Raw genomic sequence first — 26,419 nt, 5'->3', positions numbered from 1 at the left:
GTTCATGCGTGTGACTTGATCGGCAGCGGGGGCACGCCCTGCGTCTGGCGTGTCCAGTAGTCGAAGGTCGCCTTGACGATCGATGGCTTGAGCAGGTAATCATGCGCTTCGGCGGCGAGCGCATCGTCCACAGGCGTCAGCGGTCCGAAGGCCTGGGCGCGTATCTGCATGCGCGCGGCGCGTTCGAGATATACCGAGAGGTACGTCGCCTCTTCGCAGCTCGCCCCTGCCGTCAGGTAGCCGTGGTGCGCGAGGATGATGGCGCGCTTGTTCCCGAGGGCCTTCGAGATGATCACGCCTTCCTGGTCGGCAATGGGCACACCGGGCCAATCGCCCAGGAACGCGCAGTCGTTGTGCAGCGGAGTCATGTCCATTTGGGCAATGACCAGGGGCTGGCGCGCCGCGGCGAGCGCAGAGGCCCAGGGCGAGTGCGTGTGGATGATCGAATGGACGTCAGGCCGGGCGTCGTAGACCCAGAGATGGAAGCGCGTGGCGGGGTTGGCCATGCCTTCGCCCGTCAGGGTGTTGAGGTCGCGGTCGACCTCGATGAAGTCCTCCGGCCTGGCCTCGTCGAATCCCAGGCCGAAACGCAGCGTCCAATAGGCACCGGGCCGCTCCGAGCGCGTGCTGATCTGGCCGGCGAGCCCGGCTTCCTGCTCCGTCATGGCGAGGATGCGACAGGCATGGGCCATGGCTTCTTGCCTGCTTCTGGTGACGGTGTGGAGGTGCTTCGCCATGTCTTGCGTCGCACGCTGGTCGAAGTAGGCCTTCTCCCTGAGAGTGGCGTCCGTGCTGTGGCTCTCCGAGGCATTCTGTGCTGTTGCAGTCGACATCGAGGCGCTCCTGATTGGGATCTGAGAACTCGGCTGATCGGATTCGTCAGCCGCTAGGACACTTTGTGTCATTTAGGAATCAATGATAATGGCGATGTGCACGACATGGCAAGTCCTGCGAAGCGGACTTTCGACAGAGAGGTCCCAGTGCGGCCAGCGGGCGTGCAGCTGGTGCGGGTGGGCATGACAGAATCCAGGCCAGCAGCAACTCTTCGGAAGGTCTCCAGCGGCTGATCAATCGCTTGCGGACCTCGTTCAAAGCCTTGGCACTACACCTCAAGTACCTACGCGTCCAGAGCGGAATGACGTTGGAGGACCTTGCCCGAGATTCCGGGCTCACGCGCAGCTACCTGTCGAAGGTCGAGCGTGGCGTCTCCACCCCGTCAATCGAGTCGGCCCTCAACATCGCGAAGGCGCTCGGCGTGACGGTGGACCGTCTCTTCGGCCAGCAGTCCGACGAAGACCCCATCACCATCGTCCGAGGCAATGGGTCGATGGGGGGAGATGCCACGACGCATCTGTCGCTGGTCGCAGGCCTTCGCAAGGACCGGGTGATGCGCGCTTTCGTGGTCCACCCGGGAAAGACGCAGCGTCGCGGGCGCATCATGAGCCATCACGAGGGAGAGGAACTCCTGTTCGTGCTCACGGGCGATATCGAGATGCACATCGGTGCGCGCAGGGAGCGCTTGAAGCCCGGTGATTGCGTGCAGTTCGACTCGACCATTCCGCACAAGCTGATTGCCATGACCGACAAGCCTGCTTCGGCGCTCGTGGTGATCGCCGCAACCGAGTAGTTGCCCGGTCAGAAGCGCGGTCTCGCGCTTTGGCGAAGCACCAGGGTCGCTTCAACTTGGTATCAACACGCCATCTCTGCCGAAGCGACCGAGATGGGGGGAGGCTTTCAGAGGCGCCTGCGTGCGCTGTTGAACGCTGTCCATGGACGTGTCCTCGAAGAGCGCTTGCACGACGAGTCCTTCGGCCGAGATTTCGAGGATGGCGAGGTTGGTGAACACCTTGGCCACCACGCCCACGGCCGTGAGCGGCAGGGTGCAGCGCTCCACCAGGCGTGCCTGCCCATCGCGCGTCGTGTGCTCCATCATCACCCAGATCTCCCGGGCTCCGACCGCCAGGTCAATGGCTCCGCCGATGGCAGGGGGTGCGCCGTTGAGATCGCCGGTGGTCCAGTTGGCCAGGTCACCGCCTTGGGAAACCTGGAAGGCTCCCAGAACGGCAATGTCCAGGTGACCTCCGCGCATCATCGAAAAAGACAGGCTGGAGTCGAAGTAGGAACCTCCGCGCGCCAGCGTGACCGGCATCTTCCCGGCATTGATCAGGTCCCAGTCTTCGTGACCTTCGTCGGGCTTCGGACCGACGTTGAGAATTCCATTCTCGCTGTGGAGCATCACGTTCGAGTCTTCGGGGAGATGGTCGGCGATGCCGGTCGGCGCCCCGATGCCCAGGTTGACGAACCCCTCCTTGGGAAGCTGGTGTGCGACCAGGCGCGCGAGTTCGACTCTTGTCAGCGAGTTCATGCTTTCCTCGAAACGAATACCCGGTCCACGAAGATGCAGGGCGTCACGATCCCTTCCGGATCGAGCTCGCCGGCCTCGCGAATCTCGTCGACCTCGAACGCCACCACCTTTCCGGCCGTCGCCATCACGACCGAATGGTTTCGCGCGGTCTTGTTGTAGTTGATGTTGCCCAGGACGTCGGCCTGCCGCCCCTTGAGCAGGGAGAAGTCGGCGCTCAGGGGTTTCTCCAGGAGGTACTCGCATCCGTCGACGACGATCTTTTGCTTGCCCTTCTCGAAGACGGTGCCGACGCCGGTCGGGGTGAGGAATCCTCCCAGGCCTGCACCGCCGGCGCGAATGCGCTCCACCAGCGTGCCTTGGGGGACGAGCTCGAGCTCGACGGACCCGGCCCGGTACTGCTCGGCAAACACGTCGGCACTGCGCGGATACGAGCAGACGATCCGGCGAACGATGCGCGCGCTGAACCACAGCGTCAGGTCCTCGCCGCCCGAGCCGGCGTTGTTGGAGATGACGGTCAGGTCGCGAACACCCAGATCCAGCACGGCCCGGATCATGTTGCGCGGCACGCCTGCGCCGCCGAAGCCGCCCACCATCACGGTGTGACCGTCACGCAATCCGGCGATCGCGGCATGCGCGTCGTGGACCACTGCGTTTCTCATGCCGGAGCCTTTCCTTGCTGGATTGGCGCCATTCCATATTCCTTGGCAAGCTCCTTTCCGATGCGCTCGAGCAGCATCTCGCTGGTCCCGTCGCCGAACGCTGCCAAGCGGGTTTCAGCGGACTGCATGGCAAGCCGGTGTGCCGCACTGGCGCCGGTCGCCCCCATGGCGCGAAGGCATTGGTCGATGCCCCACAGTGCGACATCGACCGCGAACTTCTTGGCTTGCGCCGCCAGCGTCAGCGCAGGTGCGCCAGCCTGCACGGCCGTCGCCGCGCGCCAGACGAGCGCGTTCGCAGCCTCGAGCCGAAGGGACACTTCCGCCAGCTCCCAGGCCATGCCCTGATGCCGGATCAGTGGCTTGCCGAACGCATGCCGGCTCTGCGCATGGTCGACGGCCTCTCTCAATGCTGCCCGCGTCGATGCGACACACATCGCCGCGACGTGCACCCGCGCGGCATTGACCGACGCCATGGCGGCCTTGAGGGCCTGCCCGGGCTGATTGAAGAGGCTCCACTCGGGCACGAAGTGATCCTGGAAGATCAGGTGCGACAAGCGGAACGATCGCGCGCCTGGCATGTGGATCTCTTCGCGGCGGAAGGTGGCTTTGTCCTCCAGCGGAACGAGGAAGGATGCGATGTCCTGGCCCCCTACCCCGCCGCCGGCGACGCGCGACAGGACGTTGGCACAGCGGATGATCTGGCCATTCGTGATCCATGATTTGGTGCCGCTGATCAGCCAGCCGCCGTCCACGCGCCGCGCAGATGTCGTCAACGCGCCCAGGTCGCTGCCACCGCCGGGCTCGGACATCGCGGGCGCACACAGGATGTCGCCGCTGAGCATCCCCTGAAGAAGCGCGTCGCGTTGGGGATCGGAGCCCGATCGGGCAACCCGGGTCACCGCTCCCTGGAGGTTGTTGATTGCGAAGGCAGCCGCGAAGCCATGCTCCGCCATGGTCTGTGCGACGCGGATCTTGCACAGGAAGGAGGCGTCATGGCCGCCCAACTCCCGAGGTGCCTGCAGACCCAGGAAGCCTGCCAGGGCCCACTTGTGGATCCAGGCCGCATCGTAGGGCTGGCCCTTGTTGTGCGACGCCAGCAAATGGGCGCTGAACTCACCCTCGCAGAAGTCGCCGGCGACGGCGACGAGGTCCTGCTCCTCACGCGAGAGCATGGCATCGTATGAATCGTAGAAGGCCATGGGCAGACTGTGCTCGTCAGGCGTTCAGCGCGCCAGCGGCGTCTTGAGCGTCTTCGCCCAGTCGTTCCAGAAGTCGATCTCGCGCGCCACCTGCCGGGTGTAGGTTTCTGGCGACGAATCCTTGATGGGCACGGCGCCGAGCGTCTCCAGCTGAGCGAGAAATTCCGGGCTTGCGACCACCTTGTCGAGGGCGGCGGCGATCTTGCGGGTCACCGCGCTCGGGGTGCCGGCGGGTGCGGCAATGCCGAACCAGGGCGAGAGGTCCATGGGCTTGCCGCCGGCCTCCTGAACGGTCGGAAGATTCGGGAATGCCGGCGAGCGCTCCGGTGCGGCCACTGCGAGGGCCTTGATCTTGCCGGCCTTGACGTGCTGCGCGATCGTGGCTTCCGTGAAGAAGCCCACCTGCACCACGCCGGCGATCAGGTCGCTGATGGGCTGCGCGCCGCCCTTGTAGTTCACGAAGGTCAGCTCGGTGCCGTTCAACGAATCGAACAGAGTGCCGCCGATGTGCGAGGTGGCGCCGAAGGTGCCTCCCGAATTCAGCTTGCCGGGGTTGGCCTTGGCGTAGGCGATGAGTTCCTGAATGCTGTTGACGGGGACCTGCGGATTCACCACCACCAGGTTGCGCTGTTTGGCAAGGTTGCGGATGTAAGTGAAGTCCTTGGCCTGGTCGTATGGCAGGGTGGGGTTGAGTGCCTGCCCACGGGTCTGTGAAGACTCGACCGCGACAAGCAGCGTGTACCCATCGGGCTTGGCCTTCGCGACCGCATCGGCGCCGATGATCCCGCCGGCTCCGCCCCGGTTGTCGACGATGACCGAGCCCTTGAGCTCCTTGCCCAGCGACTGGGCGATCACGCGGCCAATGATGTCCGTGGGGCCGCCGGGAGGAAAGCCCACCACGAGCTTGATGGGCTGGGCCGGATAGGCTTCATCGGCCAGTGCGGGGGCGTTGGCCATGCAGGCGATGCCGATGGCAGCGAGCCATCTTTTGATCGTGTCGAGTCTCATAAGGCTTCCTTCGTGGAGGTCGGGGCAAGTTCGGCAAGTATGGAATTTGAGGACACTTTGTGTCAAGAAGGAATCTTATGAGGGTTTTCCATGGATTCCGCGGGAAGGCAGTACTCAAGCGCTTTATCTCTATGAAAGTCGAACGATAGAGGTACATAAAAGAGCTTGATGTTTTGTAGTTGATCGGTCTAGACTCGCCGACATGACAAGCAAACAGAAGGTCGCCGCGTCGCGTGGCCGCGGCTCCTCCCCAGCCTATTCGGCTACGCGAGACGTATTGATCCGGTGTGGCATGGAACTGCTCACCGAACAGGGTTTCAGCGCGACCGGGCTCGATGCAGTGCTGAAGCGGGCGACGGTGCCCAAAGGATCCTTCTATTACTACTTCGAGAGCAAGGACGCGTTCGGCGCCGCCGTCATGGATGCCTATGACGACTACTTCAAGCGCAAGCTGGACAAGTGGTTGCTGGACGAAACGCGGGCGCCGCTGGACCGCCTTGCGGATTTCATCGCAGACGCTTCGAGGGGCATGCGCAAGCACAGCTTCACGCGCGGGTGCCTCGTGGGCAATCTGGGCCAGGAACTGGGCGCGCTGCCGTCCGGATTCCGCGAGCGCCTCGACGGCATTCTTCTGGGTTGGCAGGCGCGCGTCGCGCATTGCCTCGAGGCGGCCCAGGCGGAGGGAAGCATCCCGGCCGCGCTGGACACGCAGCAGATGGCCGAGTTCTTCTGGATCGCCTGGGAAGGCGCGGTCCTCCGCGCCAGGCTGGTTCAGAGCGACCGCCCCCTGGCCACTTTCATCTCCGCATTTCTTGCCGGCCTTGGCGCGGAACCCAGGGCGCTCCCCACGCACGGGCCGGACCGTTAGCAACTTCACATGGAACCAGAGAGCATGTTCAAAGGCATCGTTATCGAGAAGGACGCCGAGGGCTATCGCGCGTCGGTGAGCGAGTTGGATGAGGGCCGTCTTCCTGCGGGTGACGTCACGATCCGGGTCGAGTACAGCACCCTCAACTACAAGGATGGCCTGGCCATCACCGGCAAGGGTCCGGTCGTGCGAAGCTTTCCGATGGTGCCGGGCATCGATTTCGCGGGTGTCGTCGAGCAGAGCGAGCATCCCGAATTCAAGTCTGGCGACCGGGTGGTTCTCAATGGCTGGGGCGTGGGCGAGACCCACTGGGGCGGACTGGCCCAGCGCGCACGCGTGAAGGGCGACTGGCTCATCCCGCTGCCGCAACGCTTCAGTTCGAAAGAAGCCATGGCCATCGGGACGGCCGGTTACACCGCCATGCTCTGCGTGATGTCGCTCGAACGGCATGGCCTGAAACCCGGGCAGGGGCCGGTGCTGGTCACCGGGGCCAATGGCGGCGTGGGCAGCTTCGCCGTCGCGCTCCTGGCCGGCCTCGGTCACCACGTCGTGGCCTCGACCGGCCGGTCCCAGGAATCGGACTACCTGCGCCGCCTCGGAGCGGCCGAGGTGATCGACCGCAAGGAGCTGGGCGAGCCCGGCAAGCCATTGCAAAAGGAGCGCTGGCGTGCGGCCGTGGACGCGGTGGGCAGCCACACCTTGGCAAATGTATGCGCGCAGATCCGCTACGGCGGGGCGGTGGCGGCATGCGGCATGGCGCAGGGACTCGATCTTCCGGCTTCGGTCGCGCCCTTCATCCTGCGTGGCGTGAGCCTGCTCGGCGTCGACAGCGTGATGCGTCCAAAGGCCGATCGACTGGCCGCATGGGATCGCCTGGCCCAGGACCTGGGTGGCCCGATCCTCGAAGACATCGCCGACGAGATCTCGTTGGGCCAGGCCATCCATGCTGCAGGGCGGCTGATGCGTGGAGAAGTCCGCGGCCGATTGATCGTCAATCCCAACGCCTAGCCAGGACGACCGCAATGGGGTATCGAGTTGCCGACGCCGTTGTCGATTGCCTGGTGGCGCACGGCGTGGACCGTGGTTTCAGCGTTCCCGGCGAGAGCTTCCTGGCGCTCCTGGACGCGCTGCACGAGCGGCGTGACTTCGATCTGGTCACCTGCCGCCACGAAGGTTCGGCAGCACTGGCTGCGATCGCCGACGCCAAGCTGACCGGCCGACCCGGGATCGTCATGGCGAGCCGTGGCCCAGGTGCGTTCAACGCCGCGATCGGCGTGCATGTGGCGTCCGAAGAAGCGATCCCTCTCATCCTCCTGATCGGGCAGGTGGATCGTCCGAATCTGGGCAGGGGCGCCGTGCAGGAGATCGACACTTCCAAGGCGTTCTCCGGGTTGCTCAAGTGGTCCGCCCGCATCGATCGGGCCGGGTCGGTGGGCGAGATCATGGGCCGGGCCTTTGTCGCTGCCTCGTCGGGCACGCCAGGTCCGGTGGCCGTCGAGATGCCGGAGGACATCCTGACGGAGGTGATGGAGAAACAGCCCGTGCGGGTGCACGGTCTTGCCGTTCCCGCCGCCAGCCTGGAAGAGGCCGGACGCGTTCATGAGCTGCTCGCCAGTGCGCGCCGACCTATCGTCCTGGTGGGGGGCGAATGCCGCACGCCCGAGTTCCGCCGGGACCTGCAGGAGCTGGTCGGTCTCTGGGACGTGCCGGTGGCGCTGACCAACAAGAACCAGGATCAGTTCTCCAACCTGGATCCTCATTGGATCGGCCAGCTGGGCTTCTTCGCGTCACCGGCCCACGCGGCGCTCTTCAGCGAAGCGGACCTGCTGATCGCCATCGGCAGCCGGCTGGGCGACGTGTCGTCTCTCGGCTTCGCCTTTCCCCGGCAGGATCCGCAGCCTCAGCGGCTGGTCCATGTGTATCCCGACGCCGGGATGATCGGCAGGCATTTCCAGACGGAGCTGCCCATCGTCTCTTCTTCGCATGCGTTCGTGCGCGCGGCACTGCGCCATGGCAAGCCGGCCGCGACGTCGGCGACCTGGATGCATCGTGTCGCCGAAGCGGCGAATCGCTCGAGCGGCTGGCAGCCCGACCACCTGGCCGCCGACGATGTAATGGGGCATGCGGTCACGGCGTTGAGCCGCCTGGCCAAGCGTGACGCCATCCTGACGACGGACTCCGGAAACTTCGCTTCCTGGGTCCATCGCATCTTCAAGATGACGCCGGAGAACCGCCTGCTGGGATCCGCTTGCGGCGCGATGGGCACGGGTGTGCCGTCTGCCGTGGCGGCCGGACTTCGCCACCCGGGGCGGGAGGTCATCGCATTTGTCGGCGATGGAGGCTTCCTCATGAACGGCAACGAGCTGATTACCGCGGTCGACCGAAGACTGAATCTTCGGGTGGTGGTTTCCAACAATGGCTCGTACGGCACGATCCGCACACACCAGCAGCGCCACTTTCCGAACCGGGTCAGTGGCACCGACCTGGCGAACCCTGATTTCTGCCGGCTCGCCGACGCATTCGGAGCCCGCGGCTTCAGGATCGAGCACGCCGAGGACGCTTCCAGCGTGGTCGAGCAGGCCATGTCCGTGAGGGGGCCCGCGGTGATCGAAGTCTGTTGCCATCCCGACGTTTCGGTGGACCGTTCCCTCAAGTGAGATCGAGATCGAGCGCGGCGCGCAGGATCTTTCGAGACTGCACGCTCGCTCGCCGAGCGCCTCTTGTCGCTCAGTTGCCAGCGCCGGAGGAGACCGCCCGCCGGATGACGCGCCCAATCGTCAACCCCTGTACCAGGATGGAGAAAACCACGGTGCAGTAGGTGAAGGCCAGGATCGCCTCCCGTTCCTCGCCGGAAGACAGCGAGAGCGCGAGCGCCACCGAGATCCCCCCGCGCAGGCCGCCCCAGGTCAGCACGCGCCAGGAGCCGGGCGGCAGGCGGAAGAAGCCGCACAGCGCCCTGACTGGCACGCCGACCGTGAGCCAGCGCGCCAGGAGCGTCATCACGATCGCCGTCGCACCGCCAAGGAGCAGGGACGCGGTGAATTCGATCCGGAGCACTTCCATCCCGATCAGCACGAACAGCACCGCGTTCAGGATCTCGTCGATCAGCTCCCAGAACATGTCGATGTAGCGCTGCGTGGTGTCTGACATGGCATACGCCCGCCCCTGGTTGCCGATCATCAGGCCTGCGACCACCATGGCCAGCGGCCCCGAGATGTGGAGATGGGTCGCGAGCGCATAGCCGCCGAGCACTGCTGCCAGCGTCAGCAGGACCTCGACCTGGTACTGGTCCACGCTCTTGAGCAGACGGTAGGTGACGAAGCCCAGCCCCAGGCCGAAGACGATCCCGCCGCCGGCCTCGAGCGCCAGCAGTTGGAGCGCAGCCCCCGCCGTGGGCGTGTTGCCGCTGGCCACCATGCCCAGGACGAGCGCGAACAGCACGACGCCGATGCCGTCATTGAAGAGCGACTCGCCCGCCACCACGAGTTCCAGGTTCTTCGGCGCATCGGCCGACTTGAGGATGCCCATCACCGCAATCGGATCGGTGGGTGAGATCAAAGCGCCGAACAAGAGGCAATGCAGCAGCGGCAACGCAACGCCGATCCAGGGCAGCACCAACCACATGCCGAAGCCCACGACCAGCGTCGACGCGAGCGTGCCCACCAGCGCCAGGGCACCGACCTGCCAGCGGTAGGACTTCAGTTCCCTCAGGTCGACATGGAGCGCGCCCGCGAAGAGCAGCAAGGACAGCATGCCCCGCATCAGCACGTCCGAGAAGTCGATCGAGCGCACGAAGGATTCCTCGTACTGCCGAAGGCCATAGTCGAGCCCCAGTACATCGAGCAGGACGATCGCCAGCGACAGGCCCAGTGCGATCACCATCACGCCGATCGTCGTCGGCAGCCGGACGAAGCGATGGTTCAGGTAGGCAAGGAGCGCAGTGGTGACGAGACAGATGGCCGTGATGTCGAGCATTCCGGGAGGTCCGTTGGTCGTTAGTCGATGGTCGATGGTCGATGGTCGATGGCATTTTCGGCGGTGCACGAAAAAGCGTCGCCAGGAGCTGCCAGCGCGGACCGGGAACGAGACGGGAGCGGACCGGCCCCTTCAGAACAGCAGCCCCGGCAGGAACAAGGCCAAGGGCGCAACGTAGGTAACGAGGACCAGGAAGACCAGCAGGATCACGAGCCAAGGCAGGGCCGCGCGAACGACCTGCATCACGGACATGCCGGTGATGCCGGAAGTGACGAACAGGTTGAGCCCGACAGGGGGGGTCACCATGCCTATCTCCAGGTTCACGACCATGATGATGCCGAGATGCACCGGATCGATACCCAGCGTGGTGGCAATCGGAAACAGGATCGGCGCCAGGATCAGGATGATGCCGGTCGGCTCCATGAAGGCGCCGGCAATCAGCAGCAGCACATTGACGACGATCAGGAACTGCCAGGGCGCCAGGCCCATGCCGACGATCTGCCCGGCAATCGTCTGCGGAATTCTCTCGGTGGTCAGCACATGCGCGAACAGCAACGCGTTGGCGACGATGAACATCAACATCACCGTGACCTTTGCCGCATCGACGAGCACGCGCGGCACGTCCTTGAGGCCGATGTCGCCATAGACGAAGACCGCAACGACGAACGAGTACACCGCCGCCGCAGCAGCGGCTTCGGTCGGCGTGAACACGCCGCCATAGATGCCGCCCAGAATGATGACCAGCAGCATGAGCCCCCAAAGCGACTTGCGACCCGCGGCGAGTACCTCGCGCCAGCTGGCGCGCGGCTGACGCGGCAGGTTGATCATCCGGGCGCGGACATAAATGGCCCCCATCAGCATCAGGCCCAGCACGAGGCCGGGAATCACGCCGGCCATGAAGAGTTTTCCAACCGACGTTTCGGTCGCCGCGCCATAGACGACCATGACGATGGAGGGCGGAATGAGGATTCCCAGCGTGCCGGCGTTGCAGATCACGCCGGCAGCGAAGGGTTGCGAGTAGCCGGCCTTGACCATGCCCGCGATCACGATCGAGCCCACCGCGACCACGGTGGCCGGCGACGAACCGGACACAGCGGCGAACAGCATGCAGGCCAAGACCGAGGCCATCGCCAGTCCACCGCGCAGATGGCCGATGCAGGCGTTCGCGAAGACGATCATGCGCTTCGCCACACCTCCGGTCGTCATGAAGGCGCCGGACAGCAGGAAGAAAGGGATCGCCAGCAAGGTGTAGTGCTCGGAAGTCTCGAACAGTTTCAGCGACAAGGACGCAATCGAATCCTGACCGAACAAGAGAATCGTCAGTGCGGATGACAGTCCCAGCGCCACCGCCACCGGCATGCCGAGCGCCATGAACACGAACAGCATGGCGAAGAGGGAGGCGGTGGTCATTCCTGTTCCGAGCGCGTCGGCGCATCCGCTCGCAGCTTCAGCGCATCCTCGGCTTCGTCGCCGATCAGGCGCACATCCCTGCCCCGGATCGCGCGGTACAACGCCTGGCAGAAGCGCAAGGCCAGGAGCGAGAACCCGAAGGGCAACACCAGCCGTGGCACCCACTGAGGAAGTGGGATGTCCTGCATCTCGATGCCGATCGAGTACATCTTCTGCAGGTAGATAGCGCCACCGACGACGAAGATGACCGCATAGAGCAGACAGAGCACGGCGGCGACACAGGCGACCGCTCGCGCGGCGCGCGGGCCGAGCAACTTGACCGCGGCATCGACGCCGATGTGCGCGCCAACGCGGACGCCATAGGACATGCCCAGGAAGATCAGCCAGGCGAACAGCACCGTCGTGAGCTCGAGTGCCCAGACGAAGCTGTAGTTGAAGAGATACCGTGCGACCACCTGCCCAAAGGTGATCGCCGTCATCGACGCCAGGAGCAGGGCGATCAGGCCCTCCTCCAGCTTCTCGAGCCACGCCATCGTTGAAACGGCCTTGAGGGCGGTGGGCGCGGCTACAGGTTGGACTTCTGCGCTGCCTGAATCAGCTCCTTGCCGATCTCGCCCTCGAACTTCTTCCAGACTGGCTCCATTGCCTTGCGCCATGCGGCGATATCGTCCTTGGACAACACGACGACCTTCGCCTTTCCGGCTTCGATGATCCGCTTGCGATCGCGCTCGTTCAGGTCATTGGCCACATCGTTGCCGAACCTGGTCGCCTCGGCCATCGCCTCCGACAGTCCCTTGCGGACATCGGCCGGCAACCCTTCCCACCACTTCGCGTTGGTGACGACCATGTAGTCGATGACGCCGTGGTTGGTTGCCGCGATCGTCTTCTGCACCTCGTGGTACTTCTGCGAGTAGATGTTGGACCAGGTGTTTTCCTGCCCGTCCACCACGCCGGTCTGCAGCGCCTGGTACACCTCGCTGAACGCCATCTTCTGCGGGTTTGCACCCACGGCCCGGAACTGCGCCTCGAGGACGTCGGACGACTGGATCCTGAACTTCAGCCCCTTCACGTCCTCGGGACGCTGCAGCTTGTCCTTGTTGGTCGACAGCTCCTTCATGCCGTTGTGCCAGTAGGCCAGGCCCAGCAGGCCCTTGCCCTTCATGGTCGCGAGCAGCGACTGGCCTTGCGGGCTGGCCTGGAAGCGATCCACCGCCTCGACATCGTCGAACAGGAAGGGGAGGTCGAAAACCTGGATCTTCTTCGTATATCGGTCGAATTTCGAGAGCGACGGAGCGATCAGTTGCACGTCGCCGAGGAGCAGCGCCTCCAACTCCTTCGCATCACCGAAGAGCTGTGAGCTCGGGAACACCTGGACTTGCACCTTGCCCGGCAGCTTCTTCTCGGCAAGTTCCTTGAACTTGAGGGCCGCTTGTCCCTTGGGGGTGTTCTCGGCAACAACGTGGCTGAACTTGATGACGATGGGCTGCTGCGCGTGCGCCGGGACGAAGGCCGATGCGGCAATGACCATCGACGCAAGAAAAGTCTTCAGCATGATGTCTCCTTCGCTTTCTCGAACAGCTGTTCCGCAGGCGGCCGGAACCGGCAGGGTCGACAGCCCGGCTCGGATGCTTGTACAAGAGCTCCGCACGTGCAAGCCTTTGTACATACATCACATCATGATGAATGGGTGAGACCGCGACGGCAATACCCATTGCTGCTCCACACACCCAGGGCTTTCCCTGCCGTGAAGAGGCGCTGAGCAGCGGGATTGCTGAGCTGGCCCCATCTGCCTGCCCCTTCACAACGGCTTACGAGCAACGTACAGCCATTCCTACGGGCGCGTCCGTACCGTTCCCCAGACTGGTCCGCGCCACCTTCTGTGCGCGGCAGCACATCGCACCACGGAAGGCGGCTCCCGCAGTAGTATTTGTTGGGTCACGTCAAACAAAAATGCAAGCACGGGACGATCCCTCCATCGAAGAGTACGCCGCCATTGGCGATGGCCGCACTCTGGCGCTGGTTTCGCGCTTCGGCTCGATCGACTGGTGTTGTCTGCCCGGCTTCGAGGCAGGCACGAACGCCATCGGCAGCGACGTCGGCCATGACGGAAGCCAGGCGGCCGATTCGAGTTTGCTGCTGACCATCACGGCGGCGCTGGCGCTCAGCGCGGCCCGGACCGCGAGCAGCGATTGAAACCATGGCCGAATCCAGGATCGCCGTCTACGGCGCGATCGCCGCCAACGTCGCCATCGCGGCGACCAAGTTCACGGTCGCAGCCTTCACGGGCAGCTCAGCCATGGTGTCCGAAGGCGTCCACTCGCTGGTGGACTCCGGCAATGGCGGCTTGTTGCTGGTCGGCCTGAGCCGCAGCCAACGCGCGGCCACGGCGCAACATCCGTTCGGGTACGGCAAGGAGCTCTACTTCTGGAGCTTGATCGTCGCGGTGCTGATCTTCGGGCTGGGGGGTGGCGTGTCGATGTACGAGGGCATCCTGCACATGCGCGAGCCGACTGCGCTGCAGGACCCTTTCTGGAACTACGTCGTGCTCGGCTGCGCCGCCGTGTTCGAAGGCATCAGCTTCACCATTGCCTGGCGCCAGTTCTCGCGGCAGCGCGGCGACACGCCGTTCTGGAAGGCGCTGCATGCCAGCAAGGACCCGGCCAACTACACGGTGCTCGCGGAAGACTCGGCCGCGCTGGCCGGCCTGGCCATCGCGGCGGCCGGCATCTTCCTCAGTCACCACCTGCAAATGCCGGCGCTGGACGGCGCCGCGTCGGTCCTGATCGGCCTGCTGCTGGCCGGCGTGGCGGTGCTGCTGATCAGCGAGTCCCGCGGGCTCCTGGTCGGCGAAGGCGTCGCGCCGGAGACCGCCGCCGCGATACGCGCAATCGTGCGCGAGGAAGCCGGCGTCCGCGACACGGGGCCGGTGCGCTCGATGTACATCGGCGCCGACGAAGTGCTGATGACGCTGGATGTGGTGTTCGAACCCGAAACGCCGGCGAGCGATACCGCATCGGCGATAGAGCGCATCGAAAAGAGCATCGGGGAACGCTTCCCGAAGATCCGCCGCATCTATATCGAGGGACGCAGCGCATGAGGCCGAAGCAGGTCTTCAGCCGGCGCGGCGAACTGGCCATCCTGCTGGTCATCCTCGCGCTGTTCATGCTGGTCCCGGCGCTGGTGGGTCTCGGGATCTGGCGCGAGAGCGCCTACCAGCAACTGGGCGAACCGGTGGCCCAGCCCATTCCTTTCAGCCACAAGCACCACGTCGGCGACGACGGCATCGACTGCCGCTACTGCCACACCGCTGTGGAGACCGGCCGTCATGCCGGCTTGCCGTCCACGCAGATCTGCCTGACGTGCCATTCGCAGTTGTACACGCAGGCCGCGGTGCTGGAGCCACTGCGTGAAAGCGCGCGCACCGGAACACCGATCGCCTGGCGCCGCGTGCACGACCTGCCGGACTTCGTCTACTTCGATCACAGCGTTCACCTGGCCAAGGGGGTCGGCTGCGTCGAATGCCATGGCCGGGTCGACCAGATGCCGCTGACCTGGCGGGCCCAGCCGTTGCAGATGCAGTGGTGCGTGGCCTGCCATCGCGATCCGGCGCCGCACTTGCGCCCGCGCGAGCAGGTGTTCGACATGAGCGCGCCGCGCCTGGACGGCGAAGACGCGACAACCCTGGCCCGCATGATGCAGCTGGAAGACCGGCGGCGCATGACCGACTGCTCGACCTGCCACCGATGAGCGCAATGACACACGATCACGGCGAACCGCTCACCTTCCATCCGACCGCCCCGGCGCTCGACCGCCGCCGCGTGCTGGCGTTGATGGCTGCTTCGCTGGCGCTCGCCAGCGGTGCCTGCAGCCGGCCGCCGCGCGAACGCATCCACCCCTGGGTGCAGATGCCCGAGGCGCGTGGCGATGGGCAGCCGCTTTACTACGCGAGCGCCATGGTGCGCGACGGTCATGCGCAGGGCGTGCTGATCGGCACCCAGGAAGGGCGGCCGATCAAGATCGAGGGCAATCCGCTGCACCCGTCCAGCGTGGGCGCCACCGACGTGTTCGCGCAGGCCTCGGTGCTGCAGCTGTGGGACCCCGACCGTTCGGCGGCCGTGATGCAACGCCTGGGCGCATCCGCCGCGCAGGATCGCACCGGGCCGCTTGCCGCTTCGAGCTGGAGCGCATTCGAGTCGGCATGGCGCGCCGCCGCCGGGCCGTTGCAGGCGCGGCAGGGCGACGGCTTGCGCATCCTGAGCGGGCCGGTGAGTTCGCCGACCTTGCGCGGGCAGATGGACGCGCTGCTCCAGCGCTTTCCCAAGGCGCGCTGGCACCAGCACATGCCGCCGGCAGACACGGCGGCGCAGGCGGGCGCGCTCGCCGCGTTCGGCCGACCCGTGCAATGCGTGCTGAAGCTGGAGCACGCGCAGTGCGTGGTGTCGCTCGCCGCCGACCCGTTCAGCGACGGCCCCGGCGCGGTACGCCAGGCGGCCGACTGGGCGGCACGGCGCCGGAAGGACGAGCCCTGCGCCACGTTTGCGGCGGAGGTGACGTCGGGCCTGTTCGGCGCGCGGGCCGACCGGCGCATCGCGCTGGCGCCAACCGCGATCGATTCGCTGCTGCTGCGCGTCGCGACGCGGCTCCTCGACCCGGCGGCGGAAGTCCGTGCGAATCCGGCGACGGCCGATTTCGAGTCGCGGCTGCTCGCGGCCGTGCAGGCCGCCGGTCCGGGCGCCCTGATCGTTCCCGGCCCTTCCCTCTCGTCGGCCAGTCATGCGCTGGTGCACGCGCTGCATCAGAAGCTCGGCGCCGTCGGCCGCACCATCGACCTGATCGCGCCACCTGCCGCCGCGCCCGAGGCCGGGACACTGGCTGAACTGGTGCGCGACATGAACACAGGCGCGGTCGACACGCTCCTGGTCCTCGATGCCAATCCGGTCTATGAATCGAGCGGCGCGCTTGGCTTCGCCGCCGCCCTGGGCAAGGTCCGCTTCAGCGTGCACAGCGGGCTGTACAGCGACGAAACGGGGCAGGCCTGCACCTGGCACCTGCCCCTGTCGCACACGTACGAGCAATGGAGCGACGCGCTGGCGCACGACGGCACCGCAACCCTGATCCAGCCGGCAATCGCGCCGCTGTACGACAGCCGCTCCCTGCACGAACTGCTGGCGATGATTTCCGCTGACACCGAACGCGACGGCCATGCGCTGGTGCAGCGGCAATGGCGCGGTCGGGCCGGCGCGGATTTCGACGCGTTCTGGCGCGACAGCCTGCGACGCGGCGTGGTGCCCGGCAGCGCTCCCGCCCCGCTGAAGCTGAGCGCGGCGCCGCCCGACCTGCGAGCACCGCCTTCTCCACCGGCACCGGCACTTGTCGCGGTGTTCGCGCCGGATCCTTCGACCCACGACGGCCGCTTCGCCAACAACGGCTGGCTGCAGGAGCTGCCGCGGCCTTTCACCAAGCTCACCTGGGACAACGCCCTGCTGATCGGCCCCGGCACGGCCCGCTCCATCGGCATCCGCACCGGCGACCTGGTACGCGTGACGGCGGACCAGCGCCATGTCGATGCGCCGGCCTGGGTGCTGGCTGCGCACGCCGAGGACGCGGTGGTCCTGCCGCTCGGCTACGGCCGTGCACAGGCGGGCCGCGTCGGCAACGGCGTCGGCTTCGATGCCTATCGCCTGATGCCGAGCGACGGCACCACGCTGGCCGTGCAGTTGCAGGTGCTGGGCCGGCAGCATTCGTTCGCCGTGACGCAGCACACGCTCGACCCATCGGACCGCGAGCCGGCGCGCACGATCGCCACCGGCGAACGGATCGCGCAGGAAGCGCCGCGGCCCACGCTCTACCCCGAACACCGCAGCCCCGGGCACGCCTGGGCGATGGCCATCGACCTGGACAGCTGCATCGGCTGCAACGCCTGCACCATCGCCTGCCAGGCGGAGAACAACATCCCGGTGGTGGGCAAGGAGGAAGTGGCCAACGGCCGCGAGATGCACTGGATCCGCGTGGACCGCTACGACAGCGCCGAGCTGGAAGGCAGCATTTTCCAGCCCGTTCCCTGCATGCATTGCGAGAACGCGCCATGCGAGCTGGTTTGCCCGGTGGGCGCCACCGTGCACGACAGCGAGGGCCTGAACGTGCAGGTCTACAACCGCTGCATCGGCACGCGCTTTTGCTCCAACAACTGCCCCTACAAGGTACGGCGCTTCAACTTCCGCCAGTACAGCGACGAGGAAACCGAGTCGCTCAAGGGCCAGCGCAACCCGAACGTCACGGTGCGCCAGCGCGGGGTGATGGAGAAATGCACCTACTGCCTGCAGCGCGTGGCGCGGGCCCGCCAGCATTCCGAGCGCACCGGCGTTGCGCTGGCCGACGGCGACGTGGTGACCGCCTGCCAGTCGGTGTGCCCGACCAGTGCGATTCAGTTCGGTGACCTGAATGATCCCGCGAGCGCAGTGGTGCGGCTGCGCGGCTCGCCGCGGCACTACGCGCTGCTGGGCCATCTCAACACCCGGCCGCGCACGACTTACCTGGCGCGGGTGCGGCCGAAGGACGAGCCATGACGCCCCCTGCCCTTCGCACGCAGCCGCCCGTGTCGCGCGACATCGGGGTGCTGGGCGCCGGCTGGGGCTACGCCAGCATCGGCGACAAGATCGCCGACCTGGTGCTGACGCGGCCGGTGCGCTGGCCCTGGCTGCTCGGGTTCTTCGGCACGTTGGCCGGCACGGTCGCCTTCCTGGCGGCCATGGCCTACCTGTTCACCGAAGGCGTGGGCATCTGGGGCGTCAACATCCCGGTGGCCTGGGGCTTCGCCATCGCCAATTGCGTGTGGTGGATCGGCATCGGCCACGCCGGAACCTTCATCTCGGCCGTGCTGCTGCTGTTGCGCCAGCGCTGGCGCACTTCGATCAACCGCTTTGCCGAGGCGATGACGCTGTTCGCCGCGGGCATGGCCGGGCTGTTTCCCATCCTGCACCTCGGCCGGCCGTGGTTCTTCTACTGGATCACCCCCTATCCCGACCGCATGAACCTGTGGCCGCAATGGCGCAGCCCGCTGGTCTGGGACTTCTTCGCGATCGCGACCTACCTGGCGGTGTCCTTCCTGTTCTGGTACCTGGGGTTGATCCCGGACCTGGCCACGCTGCGCGACCGCGCCCACAGCCGCTTCAAGCAGCTCACGTTCGGGCTGCTCGCTCTCGGCTGGCGCGGCGAGGCACGGCACTGGGCGCGGCACCAGACCGCCTACCTGCTGCTGGCCGGCCTGGCGACGCCGCTCGTGGTGTCGGTGCACTCGGTGGTGTCGCTGGATTTCGCCATCGGCAACACGCCCGGCTATCACTCCACCATCTTCCCGCCCTACTTCGTGGCGGGTGCACTGTTCTCCGGCTTCGCCATGGTGCTCACGCTGGCGATCCCGCTGCGCCGCGCCTTCGGCCTGCACGATTTCATCACCGACGTGCATCTGGACCACGCCGCCAAGGTGCTGCTGGCTACCGGGGCGCTCTTGGCATACGGCTATGCCAGCGAAACCTTCATCGCGTTCTACAGCGGCGACGAATACGAGATTGCGATGACCATCGACCGCTGGACCGGTGCCTACGCCCCGGTGTACTGGGCCATGCTCGCCTGCAATGTGCTGGCGCCGCAGATCCTGTGGTGGCGACGGGCGCGGCGGCATGCGCTGTTGCTGTTCGGCCTGAGCCTGGTGATCAATGCAGGCATGTGGATGGAGCGCGTGCTGATCGTCGTGCAAAGCCTGCACCAGGACTTCCTCCCCTCTTCCTGGGGCCTGTTCGTGCCGACGTTCTGGGACTGGGTGTTCCTGCTCGGCTCGATCAGCACCTTCGCCTGGCTGTTCCTGGTGTTCATCCGGCTGCTGCCTGCGATCTCGATTTCCGAGATGCGCCTGCTGGCGCGCGAGAGCGCGAACGAGGCTTCGAAAGGAGCCGGGACGTGAGCGAAGCCGTGCCCTGGGGACTGATGGCCGAATTCGCCACCGCCGACGAGCTGCTCGCCGCCGCCCGGCGCGCGCGCGAAGCGGGCTACCGCCATGCCGAGGCGTATTCGCCGTTTCCGATCGACGGCCTGGCCGAAGCCCTGGGCTTCGAGCGCAGCCGCGTGCCCTTCTTCACCTTCATCGGCGCACTGGCCGGCGCAGCAGCGGGCTATTTCATGCAATGGTATTCGGCAGTGATCGACTACCCGCTGAACATAGGCGGGCGGCCCTTGCACAGTTGGCCCATGTTCGTCCCGGTCGCGTTCGAGCTGGCGGTGCTCGGCGGCGCGCTGGCCGCGGTGCTGGCGATGCTGCTGGGCAGCGGCCTGCCGCGGCTGCGGCATCCGGTGTTCGCCGCACCCGATTTCGACCTGGCCTCGCGCAACCGCTTCTTCCTGTTGCTGCGCAGGGACGAGGCCGTGTTCGACGCGCAGGAGGCGGCCGAGCTGCTCGATTCGCTGAAGCCGCTGCGGCGGGTGGAGGTGCCAGGATGAAGTGCTTCGCGCTGGCACTGGCGGCCGTTCTGCTGGGCGGCGTGGCCGGCTGCGAGCGCCAGATGCGCGGCATGTACCAGCAGCCGCGCTATGACCCTGGCGAAGGCAGTTCGCTCTTTCCGGACGGCAAGGCCGCGCGGCCTCCGGCGCCCGGCAGCGTGCCAGCGGCGGCCGGCCAGCTGGCTGCGACCAGCAGCGGCCGCCGCGGCCGCGAAGTGCCCGCGCAATGGCAGGCCGCCGATGCCGCCGGCTCCCCTGCGCCCATCACCCGCGCGCTGCTGTTGCACGGGCGGGAGCGCTACGAGATCTTCTGCATGCCTTGTCATAGCCCGGTCGGAGACGGCGACGGGCCGGTGGTGCGGCGCGGCTTCCCGCGCCCGCCCACGTACCATCAGCAGCGTCTTCGGGAAGCGCCGGACCGCCATTTCTTCGATGTGATGACGCACGGGCACGGCATCATGTACTCGTATGCGGACCGCATCACTCCCGAGGACCGCTGGGCGATCGTGGCGTATATCCGCGCGCTGCAACTGAGCCAGCATGTGCAGCTCTCCGCGTTGCCGCCCGCCTTGCGCGAGAGCCTGCCGGCCTCGCCGGCGGTCCCCGCTTCGGGTTCGGCAGGAGCAGCGCGATGAGCCGGCTCGAGATGGCCGGCGCGGTCCTGCTGGCGCTGTCGCTGGCCGGCCTCTGGATCGAGCCGCGGATGTTCCTTGCGTCCTGGCTGGCGGCCTGGTGGTGGTGTCTCGGACTGGTGCTGGGCTGTTTCATCAATGCCTGGATGCATGCCTTGACCGGGGGCGCATGGGGCCATCCGATTCGCGCCGCCGCAGTGCTGCTGGCCCGGCGCATGCCTTGGCTGCTGCTGGGGCTGGTGCCGGTGGCCGCCGGCCTGGCCGTGCTCTATCCCTGGGCGGCCGATCCCCGGGGTGCCTGGCTCGATGAAATCTCGAGGCCGGCATTCCTGAAGGCCTGGCTCTCGGCGCCTTTCTTTCTGGCTCGGCTCGTCGTCTACGCGCTGGTGTGGTGGTGTTTGGCGCGTGCGGGCTCGCTGGCGAGCAAGGGTCGTGCGGCCGCCGCCCTGGTGGCCTATGCACTGGTGACTTCGCTCGCAGCGGTGGATCTGCTGATGTCGCTGCAGCCGCGCTGGTACAGCACGGCATTCGGATTGATTGCGTTGACCGCGCAGGCGTTGTCCGGTGCCGCCCTGGCGGTGCTGCTGACGGCACTGGGCGCGCCCGGTCGATGGCCATCGCGTGCCGCGGCCGGCGTCCCGCTCTGGCGCGACCTGGGCAATCTGCTGCTGATGTGGGTCATGACCTGGGCCTATGTGGCCTTCATGCAGTTCCTCATCATCTGGGCCGAGAACCTGCCGCGGGAGATCGCCTGGTATGTGCCGAGACTGCAGACCGGCTGGGTCTGCGTTGCCGTGGCGCTCGTGCTGCTGCAACTGGTGCTGCCGTTCCTGGTGCTGCTGTTCCGTTCCATCAAGGACCGGCCGCGGCGGCTGGCCGGCGTTGCCGCGTTGATGCTCGCCGCTTCGGCGCTCGATGCAGCGTGGACCGTGCTGCCTTCGGTCGATGCCCACAGCCTGCACGGCTGGTGGCTGGCACCCCTCGCGTTCGCGGGCATGAGCCTGCTGCTGTTCGCGGGCATGCCGGAACGCTTGCGCCGCGGCGCTCCCGAAGCCGACTCACCAAGGATGGAGCATGCCGGCCCCTGAAGTCAGCGCCCGCCCGATCGCCTGGACCGGCGCCGCCATCGCGCTGACGGTTCTCGCCGTCGTCGCCGCGGTGTTCCTGCTGCTGCGCCACTGGGACCTGCCGTTCGATGCCGAACGGGCCCGGCTGAGCTATGACGTGTCGATCGGCGGGGCCACGCTGCAGAGCGCGCCGCAACTGGACCTGGCCCGATACCGTGCCGAGAAACGCAAACTGCTGGAAACCAGCGGCTGGGTCGATGCGTCACGCGGCATCGTGCGCATCCCGATCGACAGTGCCATCGACATCCTGGCGGACCCGGCCCCCCAGCCCATGCCCAGCGAAACGCGGGAGCAGCGATGAGGCCGCCGCGACTGCTCTGCGCCGCCCTGATGGCCATGGCGTGGTTCGCCGCCTCGGCGCAACCGCTGGCCATTCCTGCGCCACCGGCCGCGGCCCTGGAGCAGAAGCCCGGTGCCCAGCTGCCGTTGCAGATGGACCTGTGGGACGAGCAGGGCAGGCCGGTGCGGCTGGGCGACTATTTCGAGGACGGCCGCCCGGTGCTGCTGGTGCTGGGCTACTACCGTTGTCCGCAGCTGTGCGGGTTGCTGATGCACCGCCTGCTGGAGGGATTGCGCGACAGCGGCCTTTCACGGCATGGCTGGCGGATCGTGGGCGTCAGCATCGATCCGGAAGACACGCCGGAAACGGCGCGGCAGCGGCGAGAACAGGACATCGCGTATGCCGAGTTCCTGATGGACGCGCCCACGCCGGCCGGCACGCTGGACCTGCACTTGCTCGTGGCGACACCCGCTCGATTGCAGCGCCTGGCGCGCGACATCGGTTTCGGCTACACGCAAACACCGGGCACGGATGCCCGCTTTGCGCATCCTGCGGCGGTGATGGTCGCCACGACGCGGGGCAAGATCTCGCGCTACTTGACGGGCATGCAGTTCGACGCTGCCGAGCTGCGCGTGGCGCTGGCCGAAGCGAAAGGCGAACGCATCGGCATCCTCAGCCAAGGCATCGCCTTGCTGTGCGCCCACTTCGATCCCCGCGTGGGCGCGCACAGCACCGCCGTGATGAATGCGACGCGCGTGCTGGGCCTGCTGATGGTGGCCGCACTGGCCGCCTGGTGCTGGCGCCGGCGCAGAACGGAGACACGGCAATGAACGGCGACACCGACGCACGCCTGGCCTCCAACTTCCGCCTGCTCGCGCAAAGTGCTTCGACCGTTGCCGAGCGCACCGACCTGCTGTTCACGGCGATGCTGATCCTCTGCGGCGTGATCGCTGCGGGCGTGTGCATCGCGATCCTCGTCTTCGCGGTGCGCTATCGGCACGGCGCCGACGTCGTTCGCGGCACGGTGGGGGGACGGCGCGGCCTGGAGCTGGCCTGGACCCTCGTCCCGCTGCTGTTGTTCCTCGCCCTGTTCACCTGGGCCGCGCACGACTTCTCGCGCCTGTATCGCACGCCGGCCGATGCCTTGCCCGTCTACGTGGTCGCCAAGCAATGGATGTGGAAGCTGCAGCACCGCAACGGCCGCCGCGAGATCAACGAGCTGCATGTGCCGCTGGGCCAGCCGGTGCGGCTTCTCATGACCTCGCAGGACGCGATCCACAGCTTCTATGTCCCGGCCTTTCGCCTCAAGCAGGATGTCGTGCCCGGACGCTATACCGGCCTCTGGTTCACGGCAACGCAGCTGGGCGAATTCCACCTGTTCTGCGCCGAGTACTGCGGCTCCGAGCATTCGCAGATGACAGGCCGCATCGTGGTGATGCAGCCGGCCGACTACGCGCAATGGCTGGGCAGCGGGACCGAGGAACCCAGCCTCGCGCAGTATGGCTTCGCGCGTTTTCGCGAACTGGGTTGCAGCGGCTGCCACGCAGCGGGCTCCACCGTGCACGCCCCGTCGCTGCGCGGCCTGCTCGGGCGCACCGTGCACCTGCAGGATGGCCGCAGCCTGACGGCCGACGAGAACTATGTGCGCGATTCCATCCTGCTGCCCAGGAAGGACGTGGTCGCGGGCTTCGCCCCCGTGATGCCCTCGTTCGCCGGCCAGGTGAGCGAAGAAGATATCCAGGCGCTGATCGCGTTCCTGCGGTCGGCAGACGTGCCATGAGCTATCTCGAAGACGGCATGACCCTGCGCTCGTGGCTGGCCACGACCGACCACAAGCGCATCGCGATCCTCTATGCGATCGCCATCACCGCCTTCTTCTTCGTCGGCGGGGCGGCGGCGACGCTGATCCGGCTCGAGCTCGCCACACCCGCCGGCGACCTGGTTTCGCACGACACCTACAACAAGCTGTTCACCGCGCATGGCGTGATCATGGTGTGGCTGTTCCTGATTCCGTCGATCCCGTCGGTGTTCGGCAACTTCCTCGTCCCGCTGATGATCGGCGCGCGCGACCTGGCCTTCCCCCGGCTCAACCTTCTCAGCTGGTACGTCTATATCGCCGGCGGCCTCATCATCCTCGCGTCGCTGTTCCTGGGCGGCGTGGACACCGGCTGGACCTTCTACACGCCCTACTCCACGATGTTCTCCAACACGTGGGTCGCGGTGACGCTGATGGGCGTGTTCGTGACCGGCTTCTCGTCGATCCTGACCGGGTTGAACCTCATCGTCACGGTCCACACCCAGCGCACGCCCGGCATGGGGTGGTTCAAGCTGCCTCTGTTCGTGTGGGCCAATTACGCCACCAGCATCATCCTGGTGCTGGCGACGCCGGTCCTCGCCATCACCGCCTTGCTGGTGGTGGCCGAGCGGATATGGCAGATCGGTGTGTTCGACCCTGCACACGGTGGCGATCCGCTGCTGTTCCAGCACCTGTTCTGGTTCTATTCGCACCCGGCGGTGTACATCATGATCCTGCCGGCCATGGGCGTGGTGAGCGAAATCATCCCGTGCTTCGCGCGCCAGCGGATCTTCGGCTATCGCTTCATGGCCTATGCGATCCTGGGCATTGCGACCATCGGCTTCCTGGTGTGGGGCCACCACATGTTCGTCAGCGGCCAGTCGCTTGCGGCCAGCATGGTGTTCTCGCTGCTCAGCTTCCTGGTGGCGATCCCGTCGGCGATCAAGGTCTTCAACTGGACCGCGACGCTGTACAAGGGCTCGATCAGATTCGACGCGCCCATGCTCTACGCGCTGGGCTTCGTCGGCCTGTTCACCATCGGCGGCCTCACAGGCCTGTTCCTGGCCTCACTGTCGCTGGACGTGCACCTGACCGACACGTACTTCGTGGTTTCCCATTTCCACTACATCATGGTCGGCGGCTCGGTGATGGCCTACTTCGGCGCCCTGCACTTCTGGTGGCCCAAGGCGACGGGGCGCATGTATTCGGATACCTGGGCCCGGATCGCCGCAGTCCTGATCTTCCTGGGCTTCAACTTCACGTTCTTTCCGCAGTACATCCTCGGCGTGCAGGGGATGCCGCGCCGCTATCACGCGTATCCACCCGAGTTCCAGGTGCTGCACCTCTTGTCATCAGCCGGGGCGGTGGTGCTGGCGCTGGGCTACCTGCTGCCGCTGGTCTATCTCGCCTGGTCGTTGCGCGCCGGCCGCCCCGCCGGAAGCAACCCGTTCGATGCCACGGGGCTGGAATGGCAGACATCTTCGCCACCCCCCACGCACAACTTCGAGCATCCGCCGCCGCCGCCGGAGACGGTCTACGGCTATGACCCGAACGCTCCGGTGAGGCCCACATGAGCATCGGTGCCTGGCCCGCACAACACCCGCACGAAGCAGAGCGGGAAGCGGCACCGCCACGCGAGATCGGCGTGCTGGGCATGTGGGTTTTTCTTGCGACCGAACTGCTGTTCTTCGGCGTGCTGTTCGTCGCGTACCTGTACGGCCGCACGCACTGGCCGCAAGGCTTCGGCGCCGCCAGTCGCCACACCGACGTGCTGCTCGGAACCCTCAACACCGGCCTGCTGCTGACCAGCAGCGCGGCAGTCGCGCTGGCCGTCGCCTGCGCCGACAACCAGGCGCACCGGCGCTTGACGGCGCGCCTGCTCTGGGCCACCGCCGGCCTCGGCGCGGCCTTCCTGCTGATCAAGGGCATCGAGTACCGCCACGAAGGGCAGGAGGGGCTGTTTCCCGGTGCGCGCTTCCACCTGCAAGTGGCCGGCGCCCAGCTGTTCTTCATGCTGTATTTCCTCACCACCGGCCTGCATGCGGTTCACCTGGTCATCGGCATCGCGGGCATCGCCGCATTGGCCTGGGGCAGCGCACGAGGTCGGCCGTGGGCCGCAGCCCGCCACGTGGACGCGATGGCGCTGTACTGGCACTTCGTCGACGTGGTGTGGATTTTCTTGTACCCGATTCTCTATCTGGTGGAGCGGCACTCATGAACGACACGCAATTCAGGCGGCATGCACTCAAGCTGCTGCTGGCATGGCTGGCGCTCCTGGCGCTCATGTTCGCCAGTCTCGGCAGTGCATACCTGTCGCTGGGCGTCGGCAACCCCATCGCGGCGCTTGCGATCGCGCTGCTCAAGTCGGCGATCGTGGTGCTGCTGTTCATGGGCCTGGCGAGCGCCGGCGTGACGGTGCGCATCGTCGCAGCCACCGCGCTTTGCACCTTGCTGCTGCTGGCCGCCTTGAGCGGCGTGGACTACGCGACCCGGCCCGACGAGCCGGCCGCCTACCAGGCACCGGGGCAGCTCGAAGCGCCCGCATCCCACAGGTGAGCCCATGAGACGCCGGCACTCTCGCGCGTCCGCTGCATGTCGTGGTGCATCT

At 66.5% G+C, this 26,419-nt stretch carries 27 protein-coding genes; 18 read left to right on the top strand and 9 right to left on the bottom strand.

The window, feature by feature from the left end; all coding sequences use genetic code 11:
- Positions 1–2: 2 nt before the first annotated feature.
- A complete protein-coding gene (locus G3W89_RS08360; RefSeq protein ID WP_162573638.1) occupies positions 3–833 on the bottom strand; it encodes an aldolase in 831 nt (276 codons plus the stop codon).
- A gap of 242 nt (positions 834–1,075) precedes the next feature.
- On the opposite strand from G3W89_RS08360, the gene G3W89_RS08355 reads away from it, so the two are divergent.
- Positions 1,076–1,627: a helix-turn-helix domain-containing protein gene (locus G3W89_RS08355; RefSeq protein ID WP_332107435.1), complete on the top strand. Its 552-nt coding sequence runs from the start codon at positions 1,076–1,078 to the stop codon at positions 1,625–1,627.
- Positions 1,628–1,678: 51 nt separating this feature from the next.
- Here the strand turns inward: G3W89_RS08355 and G3W89_RS08350 are convergent, their stop codons facing one another.
- From G3W89_RS08350 to G3W89_RS08335, 4 genes are read right to left on the bottom strand one after another with little or no spacing between them, the layout of a single operon-like run.
- The gene (locus tag G3W89_RS08350; protein ID WP_162573636.1) at positions 1,679–2,365 is read right to left on the bottom strand and encodes a 3-oxoacid CoA-transferase subunit B; all 687 of its coding nucleotides are present in this window, start codon (positions 2,363–2,365) and stop codon (positions 1,679–1,681) included.
- Positions 2,362–3,024 (bottom strand): 3-oxoacid CoA-transferase subunit A, encoded by a 663-nt coding sequence (locus tag G3W89_RS08345; protein ID WP_162573635.1) that lies wholly within the window; start codon positions 3,022–3,024, stop codon positions 2,362–2,364. The genes G3W89_RS08350 and G3W89_RS08345 overlap by 4 nt, the downstream gene beginning before the upstream one ends.
- Positions 3,021–4,223: an acyl-CoA dehydrogenase family protein gene (locus G3W89_RS08340; RefSeq protein ID WP_162573634.1), complete on the bottom strand. Its 1,203-nt coding sequence runs from the start codon at positions 4,221–4,223 to the stop codon at positions 3,021–3,023. The genes G3W89_RS08345 and G3W89_RS08340 overlap by 4 nt, the downstream gene beginning before the upstream one ends.
- A 24-nt stretch (positions 4,224–4,247) precedes the next feature.
- Positions 4,248–5,231, bottom strand: a complete 984-nt coding sequence (locus tag G3W89_RS08335) for a Bug family tripartite tricarboxylate transporter substrate binding protein (protein ID WP_162573633.1) — start codon at positions 5,229–5,231, stop codon at positions 4,248–4,250.
- 202 nt (positions 5,232–5,433) lie between these two features.
- Between G3W89_RS08335 and acuR the strand changes: the two genes are divergently transcribed.
- Genes acuR through G3W89_RS08320 form a run of 3 tightly spaced genes read left to right on the top strand, consistent with a single transcriptional unit; the run spans position 5,434 to position 8,756 of the window.
- Positions 5,434–6,099, top strand: a complete 666-nt coding sequence (gene acuR, locus G3W89_RS08330) for an acrylate utilization transcriptional regulator AcuR (protein WP_162573632.1) — start codon at positions 5,434–5,436, stop codon at positions 6,097–6,099.
- Positions 6,100–6,123: 24 nt separating this feature from the next.
- Complete coding sequence (acuI, locus tag G3W89_RS08325) at positions 6,124–7,107, top strand: acrylyl-CoA reductase (NADPH) (RefSeq protein ID WP_162573631.1); 984 nt, start codon at positions 6,124–6,126, stop codon at positions 7,105–7,107.
- A 14-nt stretch (positions 7,108–7,121) separates the two neighbouring features.
- Positions 7,122–8,756: a thiamine pyrophosphate-dependent enzyme gene (locus tag G3W89_RS08320; RefSeq protein ID WP_162573630.1), complete on the top strand. Its 1,635-nt coding sequence runs from the start codon at positions 7,122–7,124 to the stop codon at positions 8,754–8,756.
- A gap of 70 nt (positions 8,757–8,826) precedes the next feature.
- Here G3W89_RS08320 and G3W89_RS08315 read toward each other — a convergent pair whose 3' ends face one another.
- From G3W89_RS08315 to G3W89_RS08300, 4 genes are all read right to left on the bottom strand, one after another.
- Positions 8,827–10,074 (bottom strand): cation:proton antiporter, encoded by a 1,248-nt coding sequence (locus G3W89_RS08315; protein ID WP_162573629.1) that lies wholly within the window; start codon positions 10,072–10,074, stop codon positions 8,827–8,829.
- 132 nt (positions 10,075–10,206) lie between these two features.
- Positions 10,207–11,484, bottom strand: coding sequence for a TRAP transporter large permease (locus tag G3W89_RS08310; protein ID WP_162573628.1), 1,278 nt, complete (start codon positions 11,482–11,484; stop codon positions 10,207–10,209).
- A complete protein-coding gene (locus G3W89_RS08305) occupies positions 11,481–12,017 on the bottom strand; it encodes a TRAP transporter small permease (protein ID WP_162573627.1) in 537 nt (178 codons plus the stop codon). Before G3W89_RS08305 ends, G3W89_RS08310 begins: the two co-directional genes overlap by 4 nt.
- Before the next feature lie 32 nt (positions 12,018–12,049).
- Positions 12,050–13,036 carry a TRAP transporter substrate-binding protein gene (locus tag G3W89_RS08300; protein WP_162573626.1) on the bottom strand — a complete coding sequence of 329 codons (987 nt, stop codon included), beginning with the start codon at positions 13,034–13,036 and terminating at the stop codon, positions 12,050–12,052.
- A 398-nt stretch (positions 13,037–13,434) separates the two neighbouring features.
- On the opposite strand from G3W89_RS08300, the gene G3W89_RS08295 reads away from it, so the two are divergent.
- Genes G3W89_RS08295 through G3W89_RS08230 form a run of 14 tightly spaced genes read left to right on the top strand, consistent with a single transcriptional unit; the run spans position 13,435 to position 26,367 of the window.
- Positions 13,435–13,677 carry a hypothetical protein gene (locus G3W89_RS08295; RefSeq protein WP_162572175.1) on the top strand — a complete coding sequence of 81 codons (243 nt, stop codon included), beginning with the start codon at positions 13,435–13,437 and terminating at the stop codon, positions 13,675–13,677.
- Between the two features lie 4 nt (positions 13,678–13,681).
- Positions 13,682–14,581, top strand: coding sequence for a cation diffusion facilitator family transporter (locus G3W89_RS08290; RefSeq protein ID WP_162573625.1), 900 nt, complete (start codon positions 13,682–13,684; stop codon positions 14,579–14,581).
- Positions 14,578–15,231 carry a cytochrome c3 family protein gene (locus tag G3W89_RS08285; protein WP_162573624.1) on the top strand — a complete coding sequence of 218 codons (654 nt, stop codon included), beginning with the start codon at positions 14,578–14,580 and terminating at the stop codon, positions 15,229–15,231. Before G3W89_RS08290 ends, G3W89_RS08285 begins: the two co-directional genes overlap by 4 nt.
- A gap of 5 nt (positions 15,232–15,236) precedes the next feature.
- Complete coding sequence (locus G3W89_RS08280; RefSeq protein WP_232076415.1) at positions 15,237–18,050, top strand: 4Fe-4S dicluster domain-containing protein; 2,814 nt, start codon at positions 15,237–15,239, stop codon at positions 18,048–18,050.
- Positions 18,047–19,444: an NrfD/PsrC family molybdoenzyme membrane anchor subunit gene (nrfD, locus tag G3W89_RS08275; protein ID WP_162573622.1), complete on the top strand. Its 1,398-nt coding sequence runs from the start codon at positions 18,047–18,049 to the stop codon at positions 19,442–19,444. Before G3W89_RS08280 ends, nrfD begins: the two co-directional genes overlap by 4 nt.
- Complete coding sequence (locus G3W89_RS08270) at positions 19,441–19,977, top strand: DUF3341 domain-containing protein (protein ID WP_232076413.1); 537 nt, start codon at positions 19,441–19,443, stop codon at positions 19,975–19,977. Before nrfD ends, G3W89_RS08270 begins: the two co-directional genes overlap by 4 nt.
- Positions 19,974–20,612: a c-type cytochrome gene (locus tag G3W89_RS08265; RefSeq protein WP_162573621.1), complete on the top strand. Its 639-nt coding sequence runs from the start codon at positions 19,974–19,976 to the stop codon at positions 20,610–20,612. The genes G3W89_RS08270 and G3W89_RS08265 overlap by 4 nt, the downstream gene beginning before the upstream one ends.
- Positions 20,609–21,697, top strand: a complete 1,089-nt coding sequence (locus G3W89_RS08260; RefSeq protein WP_197893538.1) for a hypothetical protein — start codon at positions 20,609–20,611, stop codon at positions 21,695–21,697. Before G3W89_RS08265 ends, G3W89_RS08260 begins: the two co-directional genes overlap by 4 nt.
- The gene (locus G3W89_RS08255) at positions 21,684–22,037 is read left to right on the top strand and encodes a hypothetical protein (protein WP_162573620.1); all 354 of its coding nucleotides are present in this window, start codon (positions 21,684–21,686) and stop codon (positions 22,035–22,037) included. Before G3W89_RS08260 ends, G3W89_RS08255 begins: the two co-directional genes overlap by 14 nt.
- Positions 22,034–22,846: an SCO family protein gene (locus tag G3W89_RS08250; RefSeq protein WP_162573619.1), complete on the top strand. Its 813-nt coding sequence runs from the start codon at positions 22,034–22,036 to the stop codon at positions 22,844–22,846. The genes G3W89_RS08255 and G3W89_RS08250 overlap by 4 nt, the downstream gene beginning before the upstream one ends.
- Positions 22,843–23,796: a cytochrome c oxidase subunit II gene (gene coxB / locus G3W89_RS08245; RefSeq protein ID WP_174258244.1), complete on the top strand. Its 954-nt coding sequence runs from the start codon at positions 22,843–22,845 to the stop codon at positions 23,794–23,796. The genes G3W89_RS08250 and coxB overlap by 4 nt, the downstream gene beginning before the upstream one ends.
- Positions 23,793–25,385 (top strand): cytochrome c oxidase subunit I, encoded by a 1,593-nt coding sequence (gene ctaD, locus G3W89_RS08240; protein WP_162573618.1) that lies wholly within the window; start codon positions 23,793–23,795, stop codon positions 25,383–25,385. Before coxB ends, ctaD begins: the two co-directional genes overlap by 4 nt.
- Positions 25,382–26,029: a cytochrome c oxidase subunit 3 gene (locus tag G3W89_RS08235; protein WP_162573617.1), complete on the top strand. Its 648-nt coding sequence runs from the start codon at positions 25,382–25,384 to the stop codon at positions 26,027–26,029. The genes ctaD and G3W89_RS08235 overlap by 4 nt, the downstream gene beginning before the upstream one ends.
- Positions 26,026–26,367 carry an oxidase gene (locus tag G3W89_RS08230; protein ID WP_162573616.1) on the top strand — a complete coding sequence of 114 codons (342 nt, stop codon included), beginning with the start codon at positions 26,026–26,028 and terminating at the stop codon, positions 26,365–26,367. The genes G3W89_RS08235 and G3W89_RS08230 overlap by 4 nt, the downstream gene beginning before the upstream one ends.
- The last annotated feature ends 52 nt before the right edge of the window (positions 26,368–26,419 follow it).

Source organism: Variovorax sp. PBL-H6 (assembly GCF_901827155.1).
Lineage (GTDB): Bacteria > Pseudomonadota > Gammaproteobacteria > Burkholderiales > Burkholderiaceae_C > Variovorax.
The sequence above is the reverse complement of the archived record's forward strand: the minus strand, read 5'-3'. Positions and strand labels throughout refer to the sequence as shown.

What these genes read in the sequence shown, in the direction of transcription:
- G3W89_RS08265 (WP_162573621.1), top strand. Translation starts at nt 19,974, where the DNA reads ATGAAGTGCTTCGCGCTGGCACTGGCGGCCGTTCTGCTGGGCGGCGTG.
- G3W89_RS08290 (WP_162573625.1), top strand. Translation starts at nt 13,682, where the DNA reads ATGGCCGAATCCAGGATCGCCGTCTACGGCGCGATCGCCGCCAACGTC.
- nrfD (WP_162573622.1), top strand. Translation starts at nt 18,047, where the DNA reads ATGACGCCCCCTGCCCTTCGCACGCAGCCGCCCGTGTCGCGCGACATC.
- G3W89_RS08300 (WP_162573626.1), bottom strand. Translation starts at nt 13,036, where the DNA reads ATGCTGAAGACTTTTCTTGCGTCGATGGTCATTGCCGCATCGGCCTTC.
- G3W89_RS08360 (WP_162573638.1), bottom strand. Translation starts at nt 833, where the DNA reads ATGTCGACTGCAACAGCACAGAATGCCTCGGAGAGCCACAGCACGGAC.
- acuR (WP_162573632.1), top strand. Translation starts at nt 5,434, where the DNA reads ATGACAAGCAAACAGAAGGTCGCCGCGTCGCGTGGCCGCGGCTCCTCC.
- ctaD (WP_162573618.1), top strand. Translation starts at nt 23,793, where the DNA reads ATGAGCTATCTCGAAGACGGCATGACCCTGCGCTCGTGGCTGGCCACG.
- G3W89_RS08315 (WP_162573629.1), bottom strand. Translation starts at nt 10,074, where the DNA reads ATGCTCGACATCACGGCCATCTGTCTCGTCACCACTGCGCTCCTTGCC.
- G3W89_RS08250 (WP_162573619.1), top strand. Translation starts at nt 22,034, where the DNA reads ATGAGGCCGCCGCGACTGCTCTGCGCCGCCCTGATGGCCATGGCGTGG.
- G3W89_RS08340 (WP_162573634.1), bottom strand. Translation starts at nt 4,223, where the DNA reads ATGGCCTTCTACGATTCATACGATGCCATGCTCTCGCGTGAGGAGCAG.
- coxB (WP_174258244.1), top strand. Translation starts at nt 22,843, where the DNA reads ATGAACGGCGACACCGACGCACGCCTGGCCTCCAACTTCCGCCTGCTC.
- G3W89_RS08320 (WP_162573630.1), top strand. Translation starts at nt 7,122, where the DNA reads ATGGGGTATCGAGTTGCCGACGCCGTTGTCGATTGCCTGGTGGCGCAC.
- G3W89_RS08260 (WP_197893538.1), top strand. Translation starts at nt 20,609, where the DNA reads ATGAGCCGGCTCGAGATGGCCGGCGCGGTCCTGCTGGCGCTGTCGCTG.
- G3W89_RS08345 (WP_162573635.1), bottom strand. Translation starts at nt 3,024, where the DNA reads ATGAGAAACGCAGTGGTCCACGACGCGCATGCCGCGATCGCCGGATTG.
- G3W89_RS08280 (WP_232076415.1), top strand. Translation starts at nt 15,237, where the DNA reads ATGACACACGATCACGGCGAACCGCTCACCTTCCATCCGACCGCCCCG.
- G3W89_RS08350 (WP_162573636.1), bottom strand. Translation starts at nt 2,365, where the DNA reads ATGAACTCGCTGACAAGAGTCGAACTCGCGCGCCTGGTCGCACACCAG.
- G3W89_RS08335 (WP_162573633.1), bottom strand. Translation starts at nt 5,231, where the DNA reads ATGAGACTCGACACGATCAAAAGATGGCTCGCTGCCATCGGCATCGCC.
- G3W89_RS08310 (WP_162573628.1), bottom strand. Translation starts at nt 11,484, where the DNA reads ATGACCACCGCCTCCCTCTTCGCCATGCTGTTCGTGTTCATGGCGCTC.
- G3W89_RS08255 (WP_162573620.1), top strand. Translation starts at nt 21,684, where the DNA reads ATGCCGGCCCCTGAAGTCAGCGCCCGCCCGATCGCCTGGACCGGCGCC.
- G3W89_RS08230 (WP_162573616.1), top strand. Translation starts at nt 26,026, where the DNA reads ATGAACGACACGCAATTCAGGCGGCATGCACTCAAGCTGCTGCTGGCA.
- G3W89_RS08295 (WP_162572175.1), top strand. Translation starts at nt 13,435, where the DNA reads ATGCAAGCACGGGACGATCCCTCCATCGAAGAGTACGCCGCCATTGGC.
- G3W89_RS08235 (WP_162573617.1), top strand. Translation starts at nt 25,382, where the DNA reads ATGAGCATCGGTGCCTGGCCCGCACAACACCCGCACGAAGCAGAGCGG.
- G3W89_RS08285 (WP_162573624.1), top strand. Translation starts at nt 14,578, where the DNA reads ATGAGGCCGAAGCAGGTCTTCAGCCGGCGCGGCGAACTGGCCATCCTG.
- G3W89_RS08305 (WP_162573627.1), bottom strand. Translation starts at nt 12,017, where the DNA reads ATGGCGTGGCTCGAGAAGCTGGAGGAGGGCCTGATCGCCCTGCTCCTG.
- acuI (WP_162573631.1), top strand. Translation starts at nt 6,124, where the DNA reads ATGTTCAAAGGCATCGTTATCGAGAAGGACGCCGAGGGCTATCGCGCG.